Genomic DNA, 16285 nt, shown 5'->3' on the forward strand with positions numbered 1-16285 from the left:
AGGCCCGCACATTTTCTTGGTCCCGCCAAAAGGGGGAAACCCGGCACTCACGTGTATGATAAGCTTTCGTCACACAGAAAGCAGTGACCTGCACGTGAGTAGCCGGGAGGGGGCAGGGATCCCCCTTTGGCGGGGCTTAGAAAATACCGGGCCGAGAGTGGGCACACAGAAGAGATGGCAAACTCCAAAAATCCACAAGCTACGTCGAAGAACCGGGCGGGGGCATGGTCTCAAGAATGCTGATCCCGCCGGTCTGGAATACAACGGAGCAACCGTTTCATGGACGCCTTCGACTGCTTTCAGCGGGGCTTATGGACCTGGCTGGCTGCAGATTGACAACAGCATCAATTGATACCATGTTATGAACAGACCATCGCATAAGGAAGTGCAGGGCAAGCTGCGGGAGGCGCGGGCCGCGGTGACAAAGGAACATGTCTTCCTGATTGACCAGGAGGCCATTGCCCACGACGCGATTGAGCTCGGATACGATATTGGATCCGAGCTGCTCGAGGTTGTGGCCGAGCTTCTGGATGCGGCTTCGGCTGAGGAATATGCCGGGTCTCGGCCGCCGCAGAGGTCCTATAAAGATGACATTCACGGGCTGGACCTCTTTCCCTTTGTCCTGGAAAGCGGCCGGTTTGAGGGCCGGGTGTACATCAAGTTCGCCCTGGCCGGAGACTCGCTCTGGCTCGTGTCCCTGCACAAGGACCGGCCGGTAAAGGAGAGGTCATGAACGAGATGTGCTGCCCCAAATGCGCCAGCCGGATGGAGCTCAAAGAGCTGCACAAGCGCACGACCATCAAGGGGGTTGATGTTGCGTATCCCTGCAGGGCGTATGTATGCCCGGGATGCGGTCTGGAAGCAGGGACGGTCCGGACCGCCGGAGATGCGCAGCGGGCTGCGGCCGATGCCTACCGGGCCAAGGCCGGCCTTTTGACCGGCCGGGAGATCAAGTCCCTGCGGGAAGCACAGGGAGTGAGCCAAAGGGAGCTTGCCGAAGATCTGCAGGTCGGCATAGCCAGCATAAAGCGATGGGAGACCGGGGCGGTGCAGAGCGAGTCCAAGGATAAGCTCCTTCGCCTGCGGCTTTTGGGAGATGAATCCAGCACCTGCACTGGAGACCGGGAAAGCGGCCTGCACGACCTCCTGGACAAGCTGATCAAGTTCCGGGATGAACGGGACTGGGCCCAGTTCCAGACCCCCAAGAACCTGGCTGTCTCCGTCTCCCTGGAAGCGGCCGAGCTCCTGGAGCATTTCCAGTGGAGCACCGAAGACCGGGACATCCCGCCGGACAAACGCGAGGCCATGGCCGAGGAAGTGGCCGATATCCTCATCTACCTCCTGCTCTTTGCCCACAGGCTGGGTATCGACCCGGTGCAGGCGGCCCAGGACAAGATCGAAAAGAATGCACAGAAGTATCCTGCCGATCTGGTCCGGGGGAAGAGTGATAAGTATACAACGTATTGAGAAGATGAATTTGTTGCGATATAGTGGGTACAGATGGTCAAAAACAGGATACAATCGTGGAATTGTGATGAGAATTAATGAGCTTATCAAGGAAGCCGAGTCTTTGCCGGTGGAGGAACGGGTTGTGCTGGTGGAATCGCTCCTGCGGAGCTTGAATCAACCAGAATCAGATATTGACCAAAAATGGGCAAAGATAGCTAACAAGCGTTTACAAGAAGTTCGTTCGGAAGCTGTGGAGCCTGTTCCTGGTCAGGAGGTCTTCGAAAAGATCTGGAAAAGGTTTGAAGGATGAGCTTTCGGTTTCATCCTGGATCAAACTGGCGGTTTCTTGCGAATAACAAATAACGAATAACCAGCCCGCCACAGGCGGTGCTGACCTCTGACGTCTGTCTCCCGCTCACCATTCCCCGCCCCCTGACTCCTGTTTTCTTCCAACTGATCTCTGACGTCTGATCTCTGTCTTAGACCTCTCTCTTCAGTCCCCCGCTTCCCGCCTCCTATTTCTTCTCACAGAACACAGACAACAATATCAGGCCAGAATTGACATGACCCTCCAAGATAGCCATAATCATGTCTATCAAGTATACAAGGAGGAGAAATATGCACTCGAAACACTACTCTATAGCTGAGAGCAAGAACCGATTGCCCGCCCTGATCCACGAGGCCGAAAACGACGAACCGATTTTTATTCACCGACGGGGAAAACCAGTCGCGGTGCTGCTGTCCTTGGAGATCTATACACGGCTGACCCAAAAACGTCCTCGTTCATTTACGCAGGCGTATGATCATTTTCAGGCCTCATGGCAGCACGAGCCGGACGCGGCTCTTGCGGAAGATGACTTTGACAATGTGCGCGATTCGGCACTAGGGCGGAACCCTCCATTATGACAACCGGTTATCTCGTAGACACCAATATTATCTCTGAACTCCTGCGCCCAGTGCCCGACTCCAAGATAGTGTCTTCCTTCCGAGCCGCTGAGGACCAGATCTCCACGGCCTGCGTGGTGTGGCATGAATTGATTTTCGGTGCCCGGCGGCTGCCGGCATCCAAGAAACGCAGACGGATTGAGGCATTTTTGTTCGACGTACTCCTTCCGAGCATACCCATTCTCCCCTATGACACTCAAGCGGCCCAGTGGCATGGGAAAGAAAGAGCCCGCCTTTACTCCATCGGGCAGCCCCCTTCTTTTGCCGACGGCCAAATTGCTTCCATCGCTGCCACAAACGGTTTGGTTGTGGTCACCCGAAACACTGCAGATTTCGAAAAATTTGATGATATTGCAGTCGAAAATTGGATAACGGTCTGAGACCAAAATAAGCAATAATAACATGCCCCATATCCACGTCACCTGTGCAATTATTGAGCGAAATGGCCATGTCCTGGCTGTCCAGCGCAGCGCAAATATGAAGCTGCCGCTCAAATGGGAGTTTCCTGGGGGCAAGATTTGGTCTGATGAAGAAGCGAAGGGCTGCCTGCAAAGGGAAATCGTTGAGGAATTGAACCTGGAGATTGCCGTTACCTGTGAGCTGGCCTCAGTTACTCACCAGTATCCTGATTGATGTCACTGCCTTCTTCCCACTGACCTCTGATGTCTGATCTCTGTCTTAGACCTTTCTTCAGTCCTCTGACGTCCGCTCCACGCCCTCTGCCCTCTGCTGCCAGCCCTCTGCTACTTACTCTTCCCGACCTCCGACATCTGACCTCCGTCTTCCACTCCATGCCCCAAGCCCCATGCCCCATGCCCGTTCAACCGAACAGGTTGACCAACATACGCCTGCATGTTACTAAACAGCTTTAATTACGCCCTGAAATATCAGGAAAATCACTGTAGGAAGGTAGGGTGCCCACTCGACTTTCCTGCATTCATTGCAGCGCTACCCCTTGCAAGTAAGTCAAGAAGGTGACACATTGCAGCCCATAGGCTCGGATGGACCAAGAGGCCAGTCAGTCCAAACGGTTATTCGACGCTGCCTGTGGAATGTTACAGAATTAAGAGTATTTGACAGGATTAACAGGATTTACTGGATTATTGAGTCCATGCCGGAAGCCTGGACTCAAAAGAATCAATCACGCTATGCGCGTGATTGGACCTTTCTTGGCGATCTTCCGGAGCGCCAAGAAGTTCATCCTGTCAATCCTGATAATCCTGTCTAAAATTCTTTTGTCTTTTAACATTTTCACAATCACATAAAATCCACACCGTTCGTCGAGGAGCCGTCCAAACTCAATCCCTGAGCTTACCAATTTATGGACCACGACCTGCAAACCCTTCTGGACAAACTCATCAAGTTCCGGGACGAGCGGGACTGGGCCCAGTTCCAGACCCCCAAGAACCTGGCCATATCCATCTCTCTGGAGGCGACTGAGCTTTTGGAGCACTTCCAGTGGACTACTGAAAATCAGGACCTCTCGCCGGACAAGCGCGATAAAATGGCCGAGGAGGTGGCCGACATCCTTATCTACCTCCTGCTCTTTGCCCACAGGCTGGACATCGATCCGGTGCAGGCGGCCCAGGACAAGATCGAGAAGAATGCGAAAAAGTATCCTGCTGACCTAGTGCGGGGGAAGAGTGCCAAGTATACGGAGTACTAAGGATTAAGGGAAGTATGGACAAAAGATCCCTTTCTGAGCGCGATATCTGCACCAAGTATATCACCCCAGCCCTCAAAAAGGCCGGGTGGGATATCCATTCCCAGGTTCGGGAAGAAGTGACCCTGACCCATGGCTACAGCACCAATGGCAGAGGCTTTGTAGAGCACGACCGGACCGGCAGCTTAGGCGTGGTCGAGTTTGTTGTTTCCAGCGGCAAGATCCCCAGATACGATCAACTCCTGGCCATGAACCGCACCGTGGAAGCCATAACCACAGGCTGGGAACGCATCCTCCTAGTCATGGCCCCCGGCACCTGCAAAACCTACACTGCTTTTCAAAAAGTCTTGCGGCTCTGAGCATCCATTCTTTTCTCATAATTGCAAGGCATTGCTTGACAAGAACCATGATCTTTGGAAGGCTGATTTCAGTATATTTTTGATAAGATATGCTCCATTTTCAGAATCAGAACACGAATGCCAATGGTACATCCCATCAGGAGTGGCTCTACACCGGAGAGCCCGGTGAGTTAAAAGGAATGCCACGAGACGATCATGCTTCCGATTCCACAGAATGATATAAACGAATTCAACAAAGCATTATTACAAAGCGCAATCCCTGAGTCCTGCCATAATCATTACCGGAAATGGCTTCGATATTTTCTTGACTTTTGTCGAAAATACCCACCTCCCGATTCCAAATCCGAACAGATTCGTTCGAATGAACTTTCTTCGGTCGATGTTAAAAACTATCTCACCTATCTGGCCGTGCAATCTCGGGTTGCCTCCTCAACCCAGAATCAGGCTTTCAATGCTTTGTTGTTTCTATACCGTCATGTCCTCAAGGTAGACTTTGGGGATCAACGTGATGTACCCCGCGCTAAAAAAACAAAATACATGCCGGGTGTCCTTTCGCGCCAGGAAATCGACTCGATTTTAAAATGTCTTGAATATCCCTTTGATATCGTATTCAATCTGCTCTACGGATGTGGGTTCCGTCTTTTTGAGTGCCTCAGCCTGCGAGTGCAAAATTTCAATTTTGAGGATGGAATCCTCACAGTACATGGTAAAGGAGACAAGGACCGCTCCGTCCCTCTCCCGCAGAAAATCATGTCAGCCTTAAAGGGCCAGTTAGAGGTTGTGAGTGCACTGCATGAGAAGGACCTTGCGGACGGCTACTCAGGCGTCTTTTTGAAAGACTCACTCGAGAAAAAATATCCGTCTACTGCCAAGGAATTCATCTGTATCCATTCAGAGGGTGGCCCCTCTTTAGCTTGAGTAATCGATCTTTTCGATCCAGCTCAGGTCCGGCTCTTTGCCATGAAAATAGGCGTCAATGGCCTCTACGTGCACCGGGGAGGAAAGCTTCTTTTGCTGACGGCAGGTCTGGGTCAGGTTGAGTATTCGTTCGAACCAGCGATCACCGGTTTCGCTTTCTGTGCCCAGACTTTGTTTCCTCCACAGGACACCCCGGCGAAGCAGCCTTTTGGCCAAATTATTCGTAGGGCCTGCACCTTCAACCATGAGAAAGGTCCATAAATCATCATCGAGACGCTCCAGGTTGCGAACAAACCTCCCCCCACGATCCTGGCGGTCCCTGTGCAGCTTAATCAGCCGTCTATAGCGGGCGTAAACGGCAAGCCACTGTCCCCCAGTGAAATGGAAGAGATTTCACGGGGTAAACTTTGGTCGGCGGGGCATTGGCCATACTGACCAGAAGGAGTAATTCTTTTTTGGCCCCAGCCCCGAGCTTGATACCAAGGCGTCTCGTCGACATTGTTCGCCGGAGATTGATGGGCCTTGTCGCGAATAGCCCGGTAATGAGGCAAAATGGCTTTTGATGCCCGGTCTATAATGTGTTGCAGGAAACACGTGCTCTGTCTTGGTTGGCTCAAGCAGTTCCTGCTTATGGCCTTTATGGCCGGCTGACCGCCTCGAGGCTTCCGGGTGGTCTTTGCTCGTCCTTGGAGGTATCCTGATCATCTCCATCAAAAGGAGAATCGGGTGAAGGAGGCTTGCTTGAGATCGATGAGTTTTTCCCCAGCCTGGCGTCTCCAGCTCATAAATGCGCTGCAGCAGAGCCACAATCAACATGCACAACCACTGAATCTGGCAAGCCTGGGAATTGGCCTCACCCATGCAGTCTCTCCCTGAATTGTTTATCCACAGGATAGACAAAGACTGCCTCGGGCTGGCCATGATAATGATAGCTGGCTCCCCGCTTGGCGCTGCCGGCTGTCTCTCCCACGTGGATCCAGTTCGCGGCCTTGTAACAGGTGCCTTTGAACCTGGAGATGTCCACAAAGGTCTCGGCCAGCCACACCGGGGTGTGCTAAAGGCCTGCCAGTCCCGGTGCAGGACTTTCATGTTCGCGGCCAGGACCCTGGAGGCCAGATGGGGGATCTTCACCCAGGGCAGAACCAGAAAGCTCACACTGTTCACCACCTGGTGCAGATTGCGTTTCCTGGTCTCCTGGTCCCAGCCGATGAAGCTGTCTCTGGAGACGACCTTCCAGGCGGCTGATCCCCATCCCAGGCAGGCCACGACCTGGCCGTCCAGATAGGCCAGGTACTTGAGGTAGGCCCCTACTAATGAGCGGACGGCCCAGGTAGTGATGCTGATGCACCAGCTGGTCCCAGAGCTTTTCCTTGGGACTCTGCCGGACCATGGTCAATATCAGAGAGCTGTACTTCGAGACCGGGCCTTCAAGAGGGCAAAGCTCGAAGAGAAATTTTTGCGACGCAACGAACTTTTTACCACCAGGACCAGGATGACATCTCTCAGGAAGTTCGATATCGCCCTGACGGTGCAAGATCAGCAGCAGGTCCCGACAAGCCCGGTCCTTGAGCCAACCATTGGGTTGTTTCTAGTCCCAGTGCCGGCACAAGGACCTGGAGATCTCTGAACGCCCCTGGTTCCAGTATAGCTTGACGAACTGCCGTATGGTTTCCAGTTCGTCTGGGCCGATAACACGACCACGTATGACTTGTTTCGCTGCCAAAGCACTTGCTCTTGTGTGTTGGGAGGGACTTTAGCAGAGGCCTTGAGATGGCGTCACCCCTATCTGGCGACATTTTTGAAAAAGTTTGTACCTCGTGAATGCTTACGACAAGAGAGGTTACGGATTGGCCCTTGGCAAAAAAAAAAACCGGCGGCGGGGATGAACTTGAGATCCTGAGGCCTATCCTTGCTTTGAGGTTCAAGGCCTGCAAACATTCCTGAGCTCCTTGATCGTCTGCTTCCCCCAATGCTTCGCAATGCGACACTGTGGCGCATCGGAAAGCAAGATTCAAATGACCTCAAAGAGCGAAACAGGACCTCTCCAATGTCCAACTGCTTCGTATCCCTGTGGATTTTCGATCTCAGCTGAGCAATTGCCTATCGCCATGCCGCCAGTGTCTTGTCAATCATCCGCTAATGGTGGAGTCTTTGAACTCCCATACATACCCCTATGTTGGGTTTGCAGAAGATAATTTCCTGTTTGAATGCCTTTTTACATTTATATACAGCGGTATAAATCCAAGAATGATGCACAAGAAATAATAAATCAAGCTGTCATATACGATAAAAAGGAGACTGAATGCTGTGGAAGTCAAAATAATTATTTTTTCAACAGCAATAAGTTTCACAGCAAATTGATTATTGATAAATATCGAAAATGTAAAAAAAGCTACCATAACCGCAGAGACCACGGCGATGAAAGTGAAAAATGAATCGTAATCCATTAAAATTTCAGGCGAATAGACAAAGAAAAACGGCAAAAAGACCACAACAAATGCAGCCTTGAAGACTTCCCGGGCGGTTTTCCAGAAATCCGCTCCCGCCAGATTGTTGGCCAGGATGAGCCCAACCCCGACCGGAGGAGTCAAGTGGGATATGACGGCAAAATACAGGGGAAAAAGGTGACTTTGCAGCAAGGGCACACCTGCCCTGACCAAAAGGGGCGACAGGACAGTGGCCACTATCACATATGCCGCCGGGGTCGGCAGTCCTGTACCCAGAATCAGACTGGCCACCATGGTCAGCACCAGGAGAAGAAAGATATTGCTTCCCGCCAGCTCGGCAAAGATCATGCTCAACTTGAGGGACAGGCCGGTAATTTCAATCGAGGCGACCACAACCCCAATCAGGGCCAGAATAACCGCAACATTCGAGGCAGTTATGATCCCACTGCTAATTTTGTTCTGCACCTCGTTCCAGCTGATACGTGTTTCTTTTTTTAGATTATACACAAGACCCACAGCGACAACGACAATGATGCTCCAATATATGACCTTCATAAGTGAAAAGCCCATCAAGAGCAGGACAACCAAGAAGGTAAACGGGACTACAAACCGTGGGGCATCAATCACGAGCTGTTTGAGATCTGTGGTATAGGATTCTTTGCGGATACCGATCTTTACGGCATTGAGTTCCGCATATATCAAGAGGACAACGAAATATATGAGGGCTGGGATCAAAGCCGCGGCCATGATATCCACATAGGGAATTCCGGTATAGGCGGCCATGACAAAGACCGTTGCCCCCATAATGGGGGGCAGAAACTGGCCCCCGTTTGAGGCTGCCGCTTCAATGGCCGCCGCCTGGTGCGGAGTATATCCCGCTTTTTTCATCATTGGGATGGTGAATGATCCGGTGACCGTGATGTTCGCCGCAGAACTTCCGGTCACTGATCCGAGAAAGGCGCTGCTGATGACCGCAATGGCCGCCGGGCCGCTTTTCAATACATTCGCGGCCAGATTGCCCAATTGCACCACAAATTTCAGCCCGCCGAAAGCATTTAAGATGGCCCCAAAGGCAATGAACAAAAAGAGATAGTTTGCACTCAACTCCAGAAGGCTGCCATAGGACCCCCAGGGAGAGGTAACATCCGCTGCCAGCAGGGTAATCGCCCTGCGTAAGGAGGTTGAAGGGGCGGAAAGGTCTCCGGGCAGAAGGTGGCCAAAGAGGACATAGGCAATGCCCAGGCCGACAAAGACGGGCAGAAACAGGCCAAAAGACCACTTGACCAGGATAAAACAAAATATCGTGACCACGCTGGCGGCGACTAAAGCCATAAGCGGCGGATAGCTTGGATTGGACAAAATTACTGAATAGTGAGTAAAGAGATAGACCGTTGAAAGCATTGTTCCTATGCACATGCCTGCAAGGGCAATTGTTGCCCCCGTTCGCTTGGATGCCTTCATGTGTGCAACTAGAACCACGGAAATTGCCAACCCCAGATGAATGATCGAATGGGTCATGGTTTCATAAGGAATCGCATAGATATACCACAGCTGGTACAAAAGGAAACCCAACATAAGCAACAACAGCAGCCTGCCGAAAAAAACATCAGCAGTGAAACATCGTTGAGATTCAGAATGTTGCCTTGTAGAATGTAACATGGCTCTCGTACTCCAGGGGCTAAACTGAACGATGCACTCGTATCGTGGAATGAACCTTTCCCAAATTTGAACGATTCTGAACATAACCAAGCGTTCCAGGCGCGCTATCAAACGTAGCCTGGAACGCTTGGTTGAGGCTCTCCGCCTTCCTGGTCCACATCGAAATCGCTATCGGGATCGAAGAGGTTTTTGTATTCGTTCAGGGGGCTTCCCCCTGAACGAATACGACTCAACTTATTGTTCCCACTCCCCAAAGAATTTGAGTTGAATATTGTTGTCCCGGTAGTACTTCAAGGCCCCGGGATGGTAGTTTTCCTCCCGCTCCTCATCGGTCTTCCAAAAGGAAGTGACCACAAAGTCGGCCGTAATCCCTTTGCCGATGGCATGGTACGGGGCAAAATCCTTATCCTGGGCCGCTTCGTAAATTACTTTAGTTATTTCACAGACAACATCATCCGGCATCTGCTCCCCGGCGGACCAGTAGATCGGGCAGCTGACGAAAACCAGGTTCTTCTCGGGCTGGCCGTCCAGGACTTCCGGGGGCATGACCATGCCCAAGGGCGGAAGCTTGTACTCTCCGACAAAAGGATCAGTGACGCAGGCCTGGGCCACGGCATGAAGATTTTCCTCGACCTTCCCTTGGTTGGGAAAATAGAGATCCCCCCTGGCGCTGAGCTCGATGAGCCCTGAGCTTTTTGCATAGGTGTCTGGATAATAATAATCGATGGGCAGGGTTCCCACATCCGCGGCTCCATCCCGGAGAGCTGTGAGCCTGGAGTTTATCCCCCCGTGCATGAATTTGACATCCTCGGCGTATTGATTGACCCAGTTTTGATAGATGAACTTGTAGCCAAAGGGAACATCCCGCGGGATAACCACTGTCTTTCCTGAAAAGTCCTCCATGGTTTTGATGCTGGGATCAAGGGTGACCCATACTTCACTGAGCATGGTCAGGCTGGCTATCATTTTCGGGTAGTAGTCATGCTCGGCCCCCCAGATATCGGCACCGGGAAGCATGGTCACGTTGACAGTGCTGGCCATCTTCTCTTCACTTTCCAAAAGGGACCGCGTGTTGTCGGTGACCCCGGCTGTGGCCACCACCTCGGCAGAGAGCCAGTCAGAACGGTCATTGATGAACTTGGAAAGCGCATGGGAGACCACAAACCACATATCACCCGGTCTGCCCGCCGTAATTTTGATTTTCGTTTCTTCTTTGTTTGCAGCAGCCAGTGCATTGTCTGTGAACGACAGCACAGAAACAGCAGCCAACAGACACATGGTACAAAGCCAGAGTCGTTTTTTCATCCGGTGCCTCCTTGTTCATTTTGCTGTGAAATATATTCCAACAACCCTCCCGACTGGATGATTCCCTGCATGAACTGCGGAAAAGGCTGGGCCTGAAACCTGCGATTGCCGACGGTTATCTCCCCCTTGCCCAGATCCACCTGGGCCTTATCGTTGTTTTGTGCTGCTTGAACCGCCTGAGGACAGATCATTATGGGCAGGCCGATGTTGATACAGTTTCGAAAAAATATGCGGGCGAAGCTCTCGGCAACAACAAGGGATATCCCGCACCCCTTAATGGCCAGGGGAGCATGCTCCCGGGAGGACCCGCAGCCGAAATTTTTCCCCCCGAAAATCATGTCCCCGTTGTCTACGATTTGCCAAAATTCCGGCTTTGCTGCTGCCAGACAATACTGCTTGAGCACTTGGGGATCACTGGAGTTGCAGTGCTCTGTGGCTATGATCTGGTCGGTATCGATATTATCTTTGAATTTATGTATTTTTCCGGTCAGCAACATGTCACAACCTCCGTTGGACAAGCGATCTCTCCCTTGACAGCAGTGGCCGCCGCCACATACGGGCTGGCCAGGTAGACTTTTGACCCCGGATGGCCCATGCGGCCCACAAAGTTCCGATTGGTAGTGGAAACAGCCACCTCACCGGCTGCCAGCACCCCGGAATGCAGCCCGGCGCACGGTCCGCAGGTTGGGGTGGACACAACCGCCCCCGCCTCAATGAACTGCTCAATAAGCCCTTCCCGGACAGCCTGGAGGTAGATGTTCTGGGTGGCCGGGATAACAATCACCCGCACCCCCGGGGCCACTTTGTTCCGGCCCAGGATATACGCCGCCTGACGCAGATCTTGTATTCTGCCGTTGGTACATGATCCGATGACCACTTGATCCACCGGGACTTTTTCTGCAGCCGAGAGATCCTTGACCGGTTTGACATTGTCCGGGCTGTAAGGAGCAGCCACAACCGGGGTCAGCTCCTGAACATCGAGATGAATGTGTGCCGAGCAGGCGGCCTCCGGGTCGCTGTGAAAGACTGCATACTGCTCCTCGCCTATTCCATATTCACTATAGAACTCCCGCGTCGTTTGATCCACACAAATGACCCCGGTTTTTGCTCCAGCCTCAACCGCCATGTTGCACATGGTCAGCCGGGCCTCCATATCCAGCCCGGAAACTGCCGGGCCGGTCATTTCCAGGGTCTGATACAAAGATCCATCCACGCCCAGGGTGCTGATCAGCCACAAGACCAGGTCCTTGGCCGTCACAAACGGCTGCAACTCGCCGGTGCACTCCACCCGGATCGTCTCCGGGACCCGAAGCCATACTTTGCCGGTGGCCATGGCCGCGGCAATGTCTGTAGAGCCCATGCCCACGGAAAATGCTCCCAAGGCCCCATAGGTGCATGTATGGGAGTCACCTCCGACAACAAGATCACCGGGCAGAATGAGCCGCTTTTCAGGCAGCAGCGCGTGTTCTATGCCCATCTGCCCCAGTTCGTAATAGTGGAAAATATGCTGTTCGCGGGCAAAACGCCTCAACGTTTGGGCATGTTCAGCTGTAACCACGTCTTTATTTGGAACATTATGGCTTGGAACCAGAATAATTCTGTCCGGATCAAACACCTTTTCAAATCCATATTTTGCAAACTGCTTGATGGACACGTACCCGGAGAGCTCATTGGCCATAATCTTGCTGACCGGGGCAAAGACAAACTCTCCGGCTCTTTTTTCCTCTCCCGCCTGAGCAGAAATTACTTTTTCAGCAAAAGTGAGGGACATTTCAGGCCTCGCGATAGGATTATCTTTGATATTTCTTTGAAGTTTCCAGATATTCCGGGACCTTCATCAATGTATTGAAGCCCTCCCAGGATATCATTTCATCCTGCACCAGCCCCTCGGTCGTCCCTCGTTCTCGAAGCTCATGCATGGTTTTGCTCACAGCCTTTGCAGTACTCCAGGCAGATGATCCCGGCCAAATGACCAGGCTGTACCCCATCTCTTCAAGTTGCTGGTTGGTAAAAAGGGGGCTTTTTCCCGCCTCCACCATGTTGGCCATCACCGGAGCATTCACCAATCTCGGAATTTGCCGCATTTCGTCTTCACTGGTCGGCGATTCCAGAAAAACGATATCCGCCCCGGCCTCTGCGTACATATTGCTTCGACGTACGGCTTCATCAAAGCCAACCACTGTTCTGGCATCGGTCCGGGCAATAATAACCAAATCCGGGTCCTCCCTGGCATCACGCGCCGCATGAATCTTGCCTACCATTTCCTCGGCGCTGATCACCTCCTTTCCGGCCATGTGCCCGCATTTTTTGGGAAAGATTTGATCTTCGAGCTGAATTGCGGATACCCCCGCCTTCTCATAGGCTCGCACTGAACGCATCACATTCAGGGCATTGCCGTAGCCGTTGTCGCAATCGGCAACAACCGGCACGCTGACGGCGTCATTTATGCGGCCTGCATTCTCGGCCATCTCGGCCATTGTAATCAGTCCAATGTCTGGCACGCCGAGCAGCACAGCCGCTGTCGTGTATCCACTCATGTACACTGCCTGGAACCCTGCGTTTTCAGCGATCATGGCCGGCAGGGCCGAATACACCCCCGGGGCGACAATGATCTCCCTGCTGGCGAGCATTTTTCTGAATTGACTGTTTTTTTTGTTCATTCGTCATCCTCCTTCACGTGACGTACCGCCCTTTGCGTTTCATAGCCGCATACCTCGCACATCGCAGGCAAGCAGTGAAAACGCCCCCTGCTCTGCTGGTGCATGCCGGCCAGGAATCAAACCCCGCATGCCAGTGGGAAAAACATAGCAATTGCGAGGCCAAACCCTGCAAGAAAATATCAACCTTCCGATATATTGAATTATCCAGATCAATACCCCTGCCGCTCCTTGACGGAGCAAGCAAAACGTGAAACACAACATATGAAACAGATGAAACAGATGAAACAAATCTGCATCACATCTGACACATGCCAGAGGATACTTCTATGCACAGCGATCTCACTAACGATGCAGGGCAACGAATCGTCATGCTGGCCTACCCCGGATATTCACATTTTATAAAAGACAAGCTCTCGGCTGTGCAGCACAAGCACCTGCAGTTTGTGGAGTGCGTTTTTGAGCAAACCATATCCCAGGTCACCGAACTGCTGTCCCAGGACCTTGTGGATGTGTTTATCACCGGAGGGAGCAATGCCCGGCTTTTCCGAAAGCATTTTCCAGATCAGCCTTTGGTCACCATGGGCATCAATGAATTCGACATCCTCTGGTCTCTCATTCAGGCGAGCAAGCTGGGCGACTCGGCCACAATCATAACCTACGAGGAGAACATCAAAGAATTGGACAACCTAAACAAGATACTCAATATCCAACTAACCCAGAGAACCTTTGTTGATGAGCAAAGCTTGCTTTCAGTCTTGCACGATTTACGAGCATCGGGTGAAAAAACAATTATTGGTTCCAGCATTGTCTGCGACTATGGCCGGAAACAAGGTTTTCAGACGATTTTTATTTATTCCCGGAAATCCGTTCAAAAATCTGTAGACACAGCTATTGAAATGCAAAGAAGCATTCATAGTGAAAAGAAAAAAAGCCAGCTTCTGAATACAATAATAAACTATGCCTATAGCGGGATCATCTCCATAGATGAGAAAGGATGCGTTCAGGTTTTCAACCAAGGCGCGGAAAAGCTGATGAATATCAGAAAAAAAGATATAATGCATAAATATATCCATGATGTCATACCGAACACAAAACTTATTGAAGTCGTACAGACAAAGAAAAAGCAAATCAATGAACTTCAAAAAATAGACAATGAGTCTACAATCTTGACCAGCAGGGTACCAATCATTGTCAATGAAAGATGTATTGGCGCCGTGGCCACATTTCACGACATCCATGAAGTGCAGAATGCGGAACATCAAATCCGTAAAGCTCAGGCCACCAAGGACCTGAAGGCGAAATACACCCTTGATGACATATGGGGCCAATCCCAAAGCATAGAAAATGCAAAACAACTTGCAACGATCTATGCAAGATCAAATGAGACCGTCCTGCTTTACGGCCAAACCGGAACAGGAAAGGAACTTTTTGCTCAATCCATTCACAACTACAGTGAACGCAAGACGTATCCCTTCGTCGCCCTCAATTGCGCCGCCTTGCCGGAAACACTGCTTGAGAGTGAGCTGTTTGGATATGAAAAGGGGGCTTTCACCGGCGCGAGCAGGGAAGGAAAAATCGGATTGATTGAATTGTCCCATACAGGGACATTGTTCTTGGATGAAATCTCGGAAATTCCAATGCGGCTTCAAATCTATCTGCTGAGATTCTTACAGGAAAAAGAGATTGTACGCATCGGAGGGAGAAAAACAATCCCTATCAACACCCGAATAATAGCAGCAAGCAACAAAAACTTATGGCATGAGGTACAACAGGGGAAATTTCGTTCAGACTTATACTACCGCCTGAACATATTGTATCTGAAGCTTCCATCCTTAAATGAACGAAAAGAAGACATTCCAGACCTTGTCCGCAATTTCGTCAAAGGCTTTCAAGAAGACCTCTTTAATAAACACAGCAATTTATGGACTGAACTTATAGACACTTTCTTTGAATATAATTGGAGAGGCAATATTCGAGAGCTTGAAAACGTAATCATGAGATATTGCATAATCCTCAATAACACGAACTGGTCAACCAATCAGCCATGTCTGAATGATATCAATCAACTGGGATTTTATGATTCAATGATGAACATTGAAGAAATTTTAGAAAACAAATTTCTTTCTAAGAAATATTTTATGCATGATTCTGAAAACATTTATCTTGATCCTGAGTCAGAAAATAGGACATCAGGCGCCAAGCCTGAAAGCTTCAGCACAACCGCCTCAGGTCAAAACATGGATTGCAATGCTTACTCACGAAAACATAATACAAAGGAACGCGATCAGATAATCAATACATTGTACGAATGTAGCGGAAACAGAAAGTTTGCAGCACAAAAGCTTGGCTACAGCAGATCAACGCTTTGGAGAAAGATGAAAAAATATGGCCTCAATTAAAAAACCGGCGGATGGTAGCCCATCCGCCGGTTAGGCGTTCAGCCCCCTGGCCGAAGGACAGGGGTGCTTCCCCAGGCCAGGCGCTGACCGGCCCTTTTCGCTACCGGTTGGCGATGAACAGGTCCGAACATGGACCGTTTCGAGCTTACAGCGCCTTTCTGTATATTGCTTCCGCGTCCTGCAACTGCAGTTTTCGCGGGTTGTTGGCCAAGTGACCGAATGAACGGGGACATTATGTTGCCAGTTATATTATGTTGCGAGAATGGAGCATAGAAGGTCTCTGATACCCCGATACCCCGCCAAGATTTTTAATCAGTACCCCGATTACCCCGTCCCGGTTAAATGCACTGCGTGCTTGCCCTTGCAGGGCAATTTAACTGGATAAACCTCTTAACTATCCTTATCTGGATCCGCTTTTACCTTACTCTTTCTTTTTGGTCATATACCTTCTCAAGGTTCATCCTCAGGGAGGTGGTATGAC

16 protein-coding genes and 2 pseudogenes are annotated in these 16285 nt (G+C 51.0%); 10 read left to right on the forward strand and 8 right to left on the reverse strand.

The window, feature by feature from the left end; genetic code table 11:
- Window positions 1–361 precede the first annotated feature (361 nt).
- The 9 genes and pseudogenes from N902_RS0113320 (at window position 362) to N902_RS17940 (ending at window position 5334) form a co-directional block, all read left to right on the forward strand.
- The gene (locus N902_RS0113320) at window positions 362–733 is read left to right on the forward strand and encodes a hypothetical protein (RefSeq protein ID WP_153304223.1); all 372 of its coding nucleotides are present in this window, start codon (window positions 362–364) and stop codon (window positions 731–733) included.
- Complete coding sequence (locus tag N902_RS19430) at window positions 730–1467, forward strand: type II TA system antitoxin MqsA family protein (protein WP_084288388.1); 738 nt, start codon at window positions 730–732, stop codon at window positions 1465–1467. Before N902_RS0113320 ends, N902_RS19430 begins: the two co-directional genes overlap by 4 nt.
- Before the next feature lie 67 nt (window positions 1468–1534).
- On the forward strand, window positions 1535–1759 hold the full coding sequence (locus N902_RS0113330) for an addiction module protein (RefSeq protein ID WP_027371325.1): 225 nt from the start codon (window positions 1535–1537) through the stop codon (window positions 1757–1759).
- A 308-nt stretch (window positions 1760–2067) separates the two neighbouring features.
- Window positions 2068–2355, forward strand: coding sequence for a type II toxin-antitoxin system Phd/YefM family antitoxin (locus tag N902_RS17930; RefSeq protein ID WP_034622897.1), 288 nt, complete (start codon window positions 2068–2070; stop codon window positions 2353–2355).
- Entirely contained in the window at window positions 2352–2774 is a 423-nt protein-coding gene (locus N902_RS0113340) for a type II toxin-antitoxin system VapC family toxin (protein WP_027371326.1), read from the forward strand. Before N902_RS17930 ends, N902_RS0113340 begins: the two co-directional genes overlap by 4 nt.
- A 22-nt stretch (window positions 2775–2796) precedes the next feature.
- Window positions 2797–3027 carry an NUDIX domain-containing protein gene (locus N902_RS17935; RefSeq protein ID WP_034622898.1) on the forward strand — a complete coding sequence of 77 codons (231 nt, stop codon included), beginning with the start codon at window positions 2797–2799 and terminating at the stop codon, window positions 3025–3027.
- 688 nt (window positions 3028–3715) lie between these two features.
- Window positions 3716–4060: a nucleotide pyrophosphohydrolase gene (locus N902_RS0113355; protein ID WP_027371328.1), complete on the forward strand. Its 345-nt coding sequence runs from the start codon at window positions 3716–3718 to the stop codon at window positions 4058–4060.
- 14 nt (window positions 4061–4074) lie between these two features.
- Window positions 4075–4413 (forward strand): annotated as a pseudogene (locus N902_RS0113360) (DEAD/DEAH box helicase family protein); the annotation flags it as partial.
- Between the two features lie 198 nt (window positions 4414–4611).
- Window positions 4612–5334 carry a phage integrase N-terminal SAM-like domain-containing protein gene (locus N902_RS17940; RefSeq protein WP_051564593.1) on the forward strand — a complete coding sequence of 241 codons (723 nt, stop codon included), beginning with the start codon at window positions 4612–4614 and terminating at the stop codon, window positions 5332–5334.
- On the opposite strand, the gene N902_RS18885 is transcribed toward N902_RS17940, so the two are convergent.
- The 8 genes and pseudogenes from N902_RS18885 to N902_RS0113415 all read right to left on the reverse strand — a co-directional run bounded on the left by N902_RS18885 (window position 5326) and on the right by N902_RS0113415 (window position 13405).
- Window positions 5326–5580: a hypothetical protein gene (locus N902_RS18885; protein WP_051564594.1), complete on the reverse strand. Its 255-nt coding sequence runs from the start codon at window positions 5578–5580 to the stop codon at window positions 5326–5328. The two genes, N902_RS17940 and N902_RS18885, sit on opposite strands and share 9 nt — an antisense overlap.
- Window positions 5581–6187: 607 nt before the next feature.
- Window positions 6188–6379, reverse strand: a complete 192-nt coding sequence (locus N902_RS20540) for a Druantia anti-phage system protein DruA (RefSeq protein WP_027371330.1) — start codon at window positions 6377–6379, stop codon at window positions 6188–6190.
- A gap of 77 nt (window positions 6380–6456) precedes the next feature.
- Window positions 6457–6600, reverse strand: a pseudogene (locus N902_RS20695) (Druantia anti-phage system protein DruA); the annotation flags it as partial.
- 905 nt (window positions 6601–7505) lie between these two features.
- Window positions 7506–9440 (reverse strand): TRAP transporter permease, encoded by a 1935-nt coding sequence (locus N902_RS17955; protein WP_161635192.1) that lies wholly within the window; start codon window positions 9438–9440, stop codon window positions 7506–7508.
- A gap of 234 nt (window positions 9441–9674) precedes the next feature.
- A complete protein-coding gene (locus N902_RS0113400; RefSeq protein ID WP_153304225.1) occupies window positions 9675–10610 on the reverse strand; it encodes a TAXI family TRAP transporter solute-binding subunit in 936 nt (311 codons plus the stop codon).
- Window positions 10611–10741: 131 nt separating this feature from the next.
- Window positions 10742–11242, reverse strand: coding sequence for a 3-isopropylmalate dehydratase small subunit (locus N902_RS0113405; protein ID WP_027371334.1), 501 nt, complete (start codon window positions 11240–11242; stop codon window positions 10742–10744).
- A complete protein-coding gene (locus N902_RS0113410; RefSeq protein WP_027371335.1) occupies window positions 11233–12516 on the reverse strand; it encodes a 3-isopropylmalate dehydratase large subunit in 1284 nt (427 codons plus the stop codon). The genes N902_RS0113405 and N902_RS0113410 overlap by 10 nt, the downstream gene beginning before the upstream one ends.
- A 19-nt stretch (window positions 12517–12535) precedes the next feature.
- On the reverse strand, window positions 12536–13405 hold the full coding sequence (locus N902_RS0113415; RefSeq protein ID WP_027371336.1) for an isocitrate lyase/phosphoenolpyruvate mutase family protein: 870 nt from the start codon (window positions 13403–13405) through the stop codon (window positions 12536–12538).
- Window positions 13406–13731: 326 nt separating this feature from the next.
- On the opposite strand from N902_RS0113415, the gene N902_RS17960 reads away from it, so the two are divergent.
- Window positions 13732–15804: a sigma-54-dependent Fis family transcriptional regulator gene (locus N902_RS17960; protein WP_051564596.1), complete on the forward strand. Its 2073-nt coding sequence runs from the start codon at window positions 13732–13734 to the stop codon at window positions 15802–15804.
- The last annotated feature ends 481 nt before the right edge of the window (window positions 15805–16285 follow it).

It is taken from the genome of Desulfovermiculus halophilus DSM 18834 (assembly GCF_000620765.1).
GTDB lineage: Bacteria > Desulfobacterota > Desulfovibrionia > Desulfovibrionales > Desulfothermaceae > Desulfovermiculus > Desulfovermiculus halophilus.

Excerpts from the sequence above, each read along its gene's own strand:
- N902_RS0113320 (WP_153304223.1), top strand. The coding sequence starts at position 362 with ATGAACAGACCATCGCATAAGGAAGTGCAGGGCAAGCTGCGGGAGGCG.
- N902_RS19430 (WP_084288388.1), top strand. The coding sequence starts at position 730 with ATGAACGAGATGTGCTGCCCCAAATGCGCCAGCCGGATGGAGCTCAAA.
- N902_RS0113330 (WP_027371325.1), top strand. The coding sequence starts at position 1,535 with ATGAGAATTAATGAGCTTATCAAGGAAGCCGAGTCTTTGCCGGTGGAG.
- N902_RS17930 (WP_034622897.1), top strand. The coding sequence starts at position 2,068 with ATGCACTCGAAACACTACTCTATAGCTGAGAGCAAGAACCGATTGCCC.
- N902_RS0113340 (WP_027371326.1), top strand. The coding sequence starts at position 2,352 with ATGACAACCGGTTATCTCGTAGACACCAATATTATCTCTGAACTCCTG.
- N902_RS17935 (WP_034622898.1), top strand. The coding sequence starts at position 2,797 with ATGCCCCATATCCACGTCACCTGTGCAATTATTGAGCGAAATGGCCAT.
- N902_RS0113355 (WP_027371328.1), top strand. The coding sequence starts at position 3,716 with ATGGACCACGACCTGCAAACCCTTCTGGACAAACTCATCAAGTTCCGG.
- N902_RS17940 (WP_051564593.1), top strand. The coding sequence starts at position 4,612 with ATGCTTCCGATTCCACAGAATGATATAAACGAATTCAACAAAGCATTA.
- N902_RS18885 (WP_051564594.1), bottom strand. The coding sequence starts at position 5,580 with ATGGTTGAAGGTGCAGGCCCTACGAATAATTTGGCCAAAAGGCTGCTT.
- N902_RS17955 (WP_161635192.1), bottom strand. The coding sequence starts at position 9,440 with ATGTTACATTCTACAAGGCAACATTCTGAATCTCAACGATGTTTCACT.
- N902_RS0113400 (WP_153304225.1), bottom strand. The coding sequence starts at position 10,610 with ATGTGGTTTGTGGTCTCCCATGCGCTTTCCAAGTTCATCAATGACCGT.
- N902_RS0113405 (WP_027371334.1), bottom strand. The coding sequence starts at position 11,242 with ATGTTGCTGACCGGAAAAATACATAAATTCAAAGATAATATCGATACC.
- N902_RS0113410 (WP_027371335.1), bottom strand. The coding sequence starts at position 12,516 with ATGTCCCTCACTTTTGCTGAAAAAGTAATTTCTGCTCAGGCGGGAGAG.
- N902_RS0113415 (WP_027371336.1), bottom strand. The coding sequence starts at position 13,405 with ATGAACAAAAAAAACAGTCAATTCAGAAAAATGCTCGCCAGCAGGGAG.
- N902_RS17960 (WP_051564596.1), top strand. The coding sequence starts at position 13,732 with ATGCACAGCGATCTCACTAACGATGCAGGGCAACGAATCGTCATGCTG.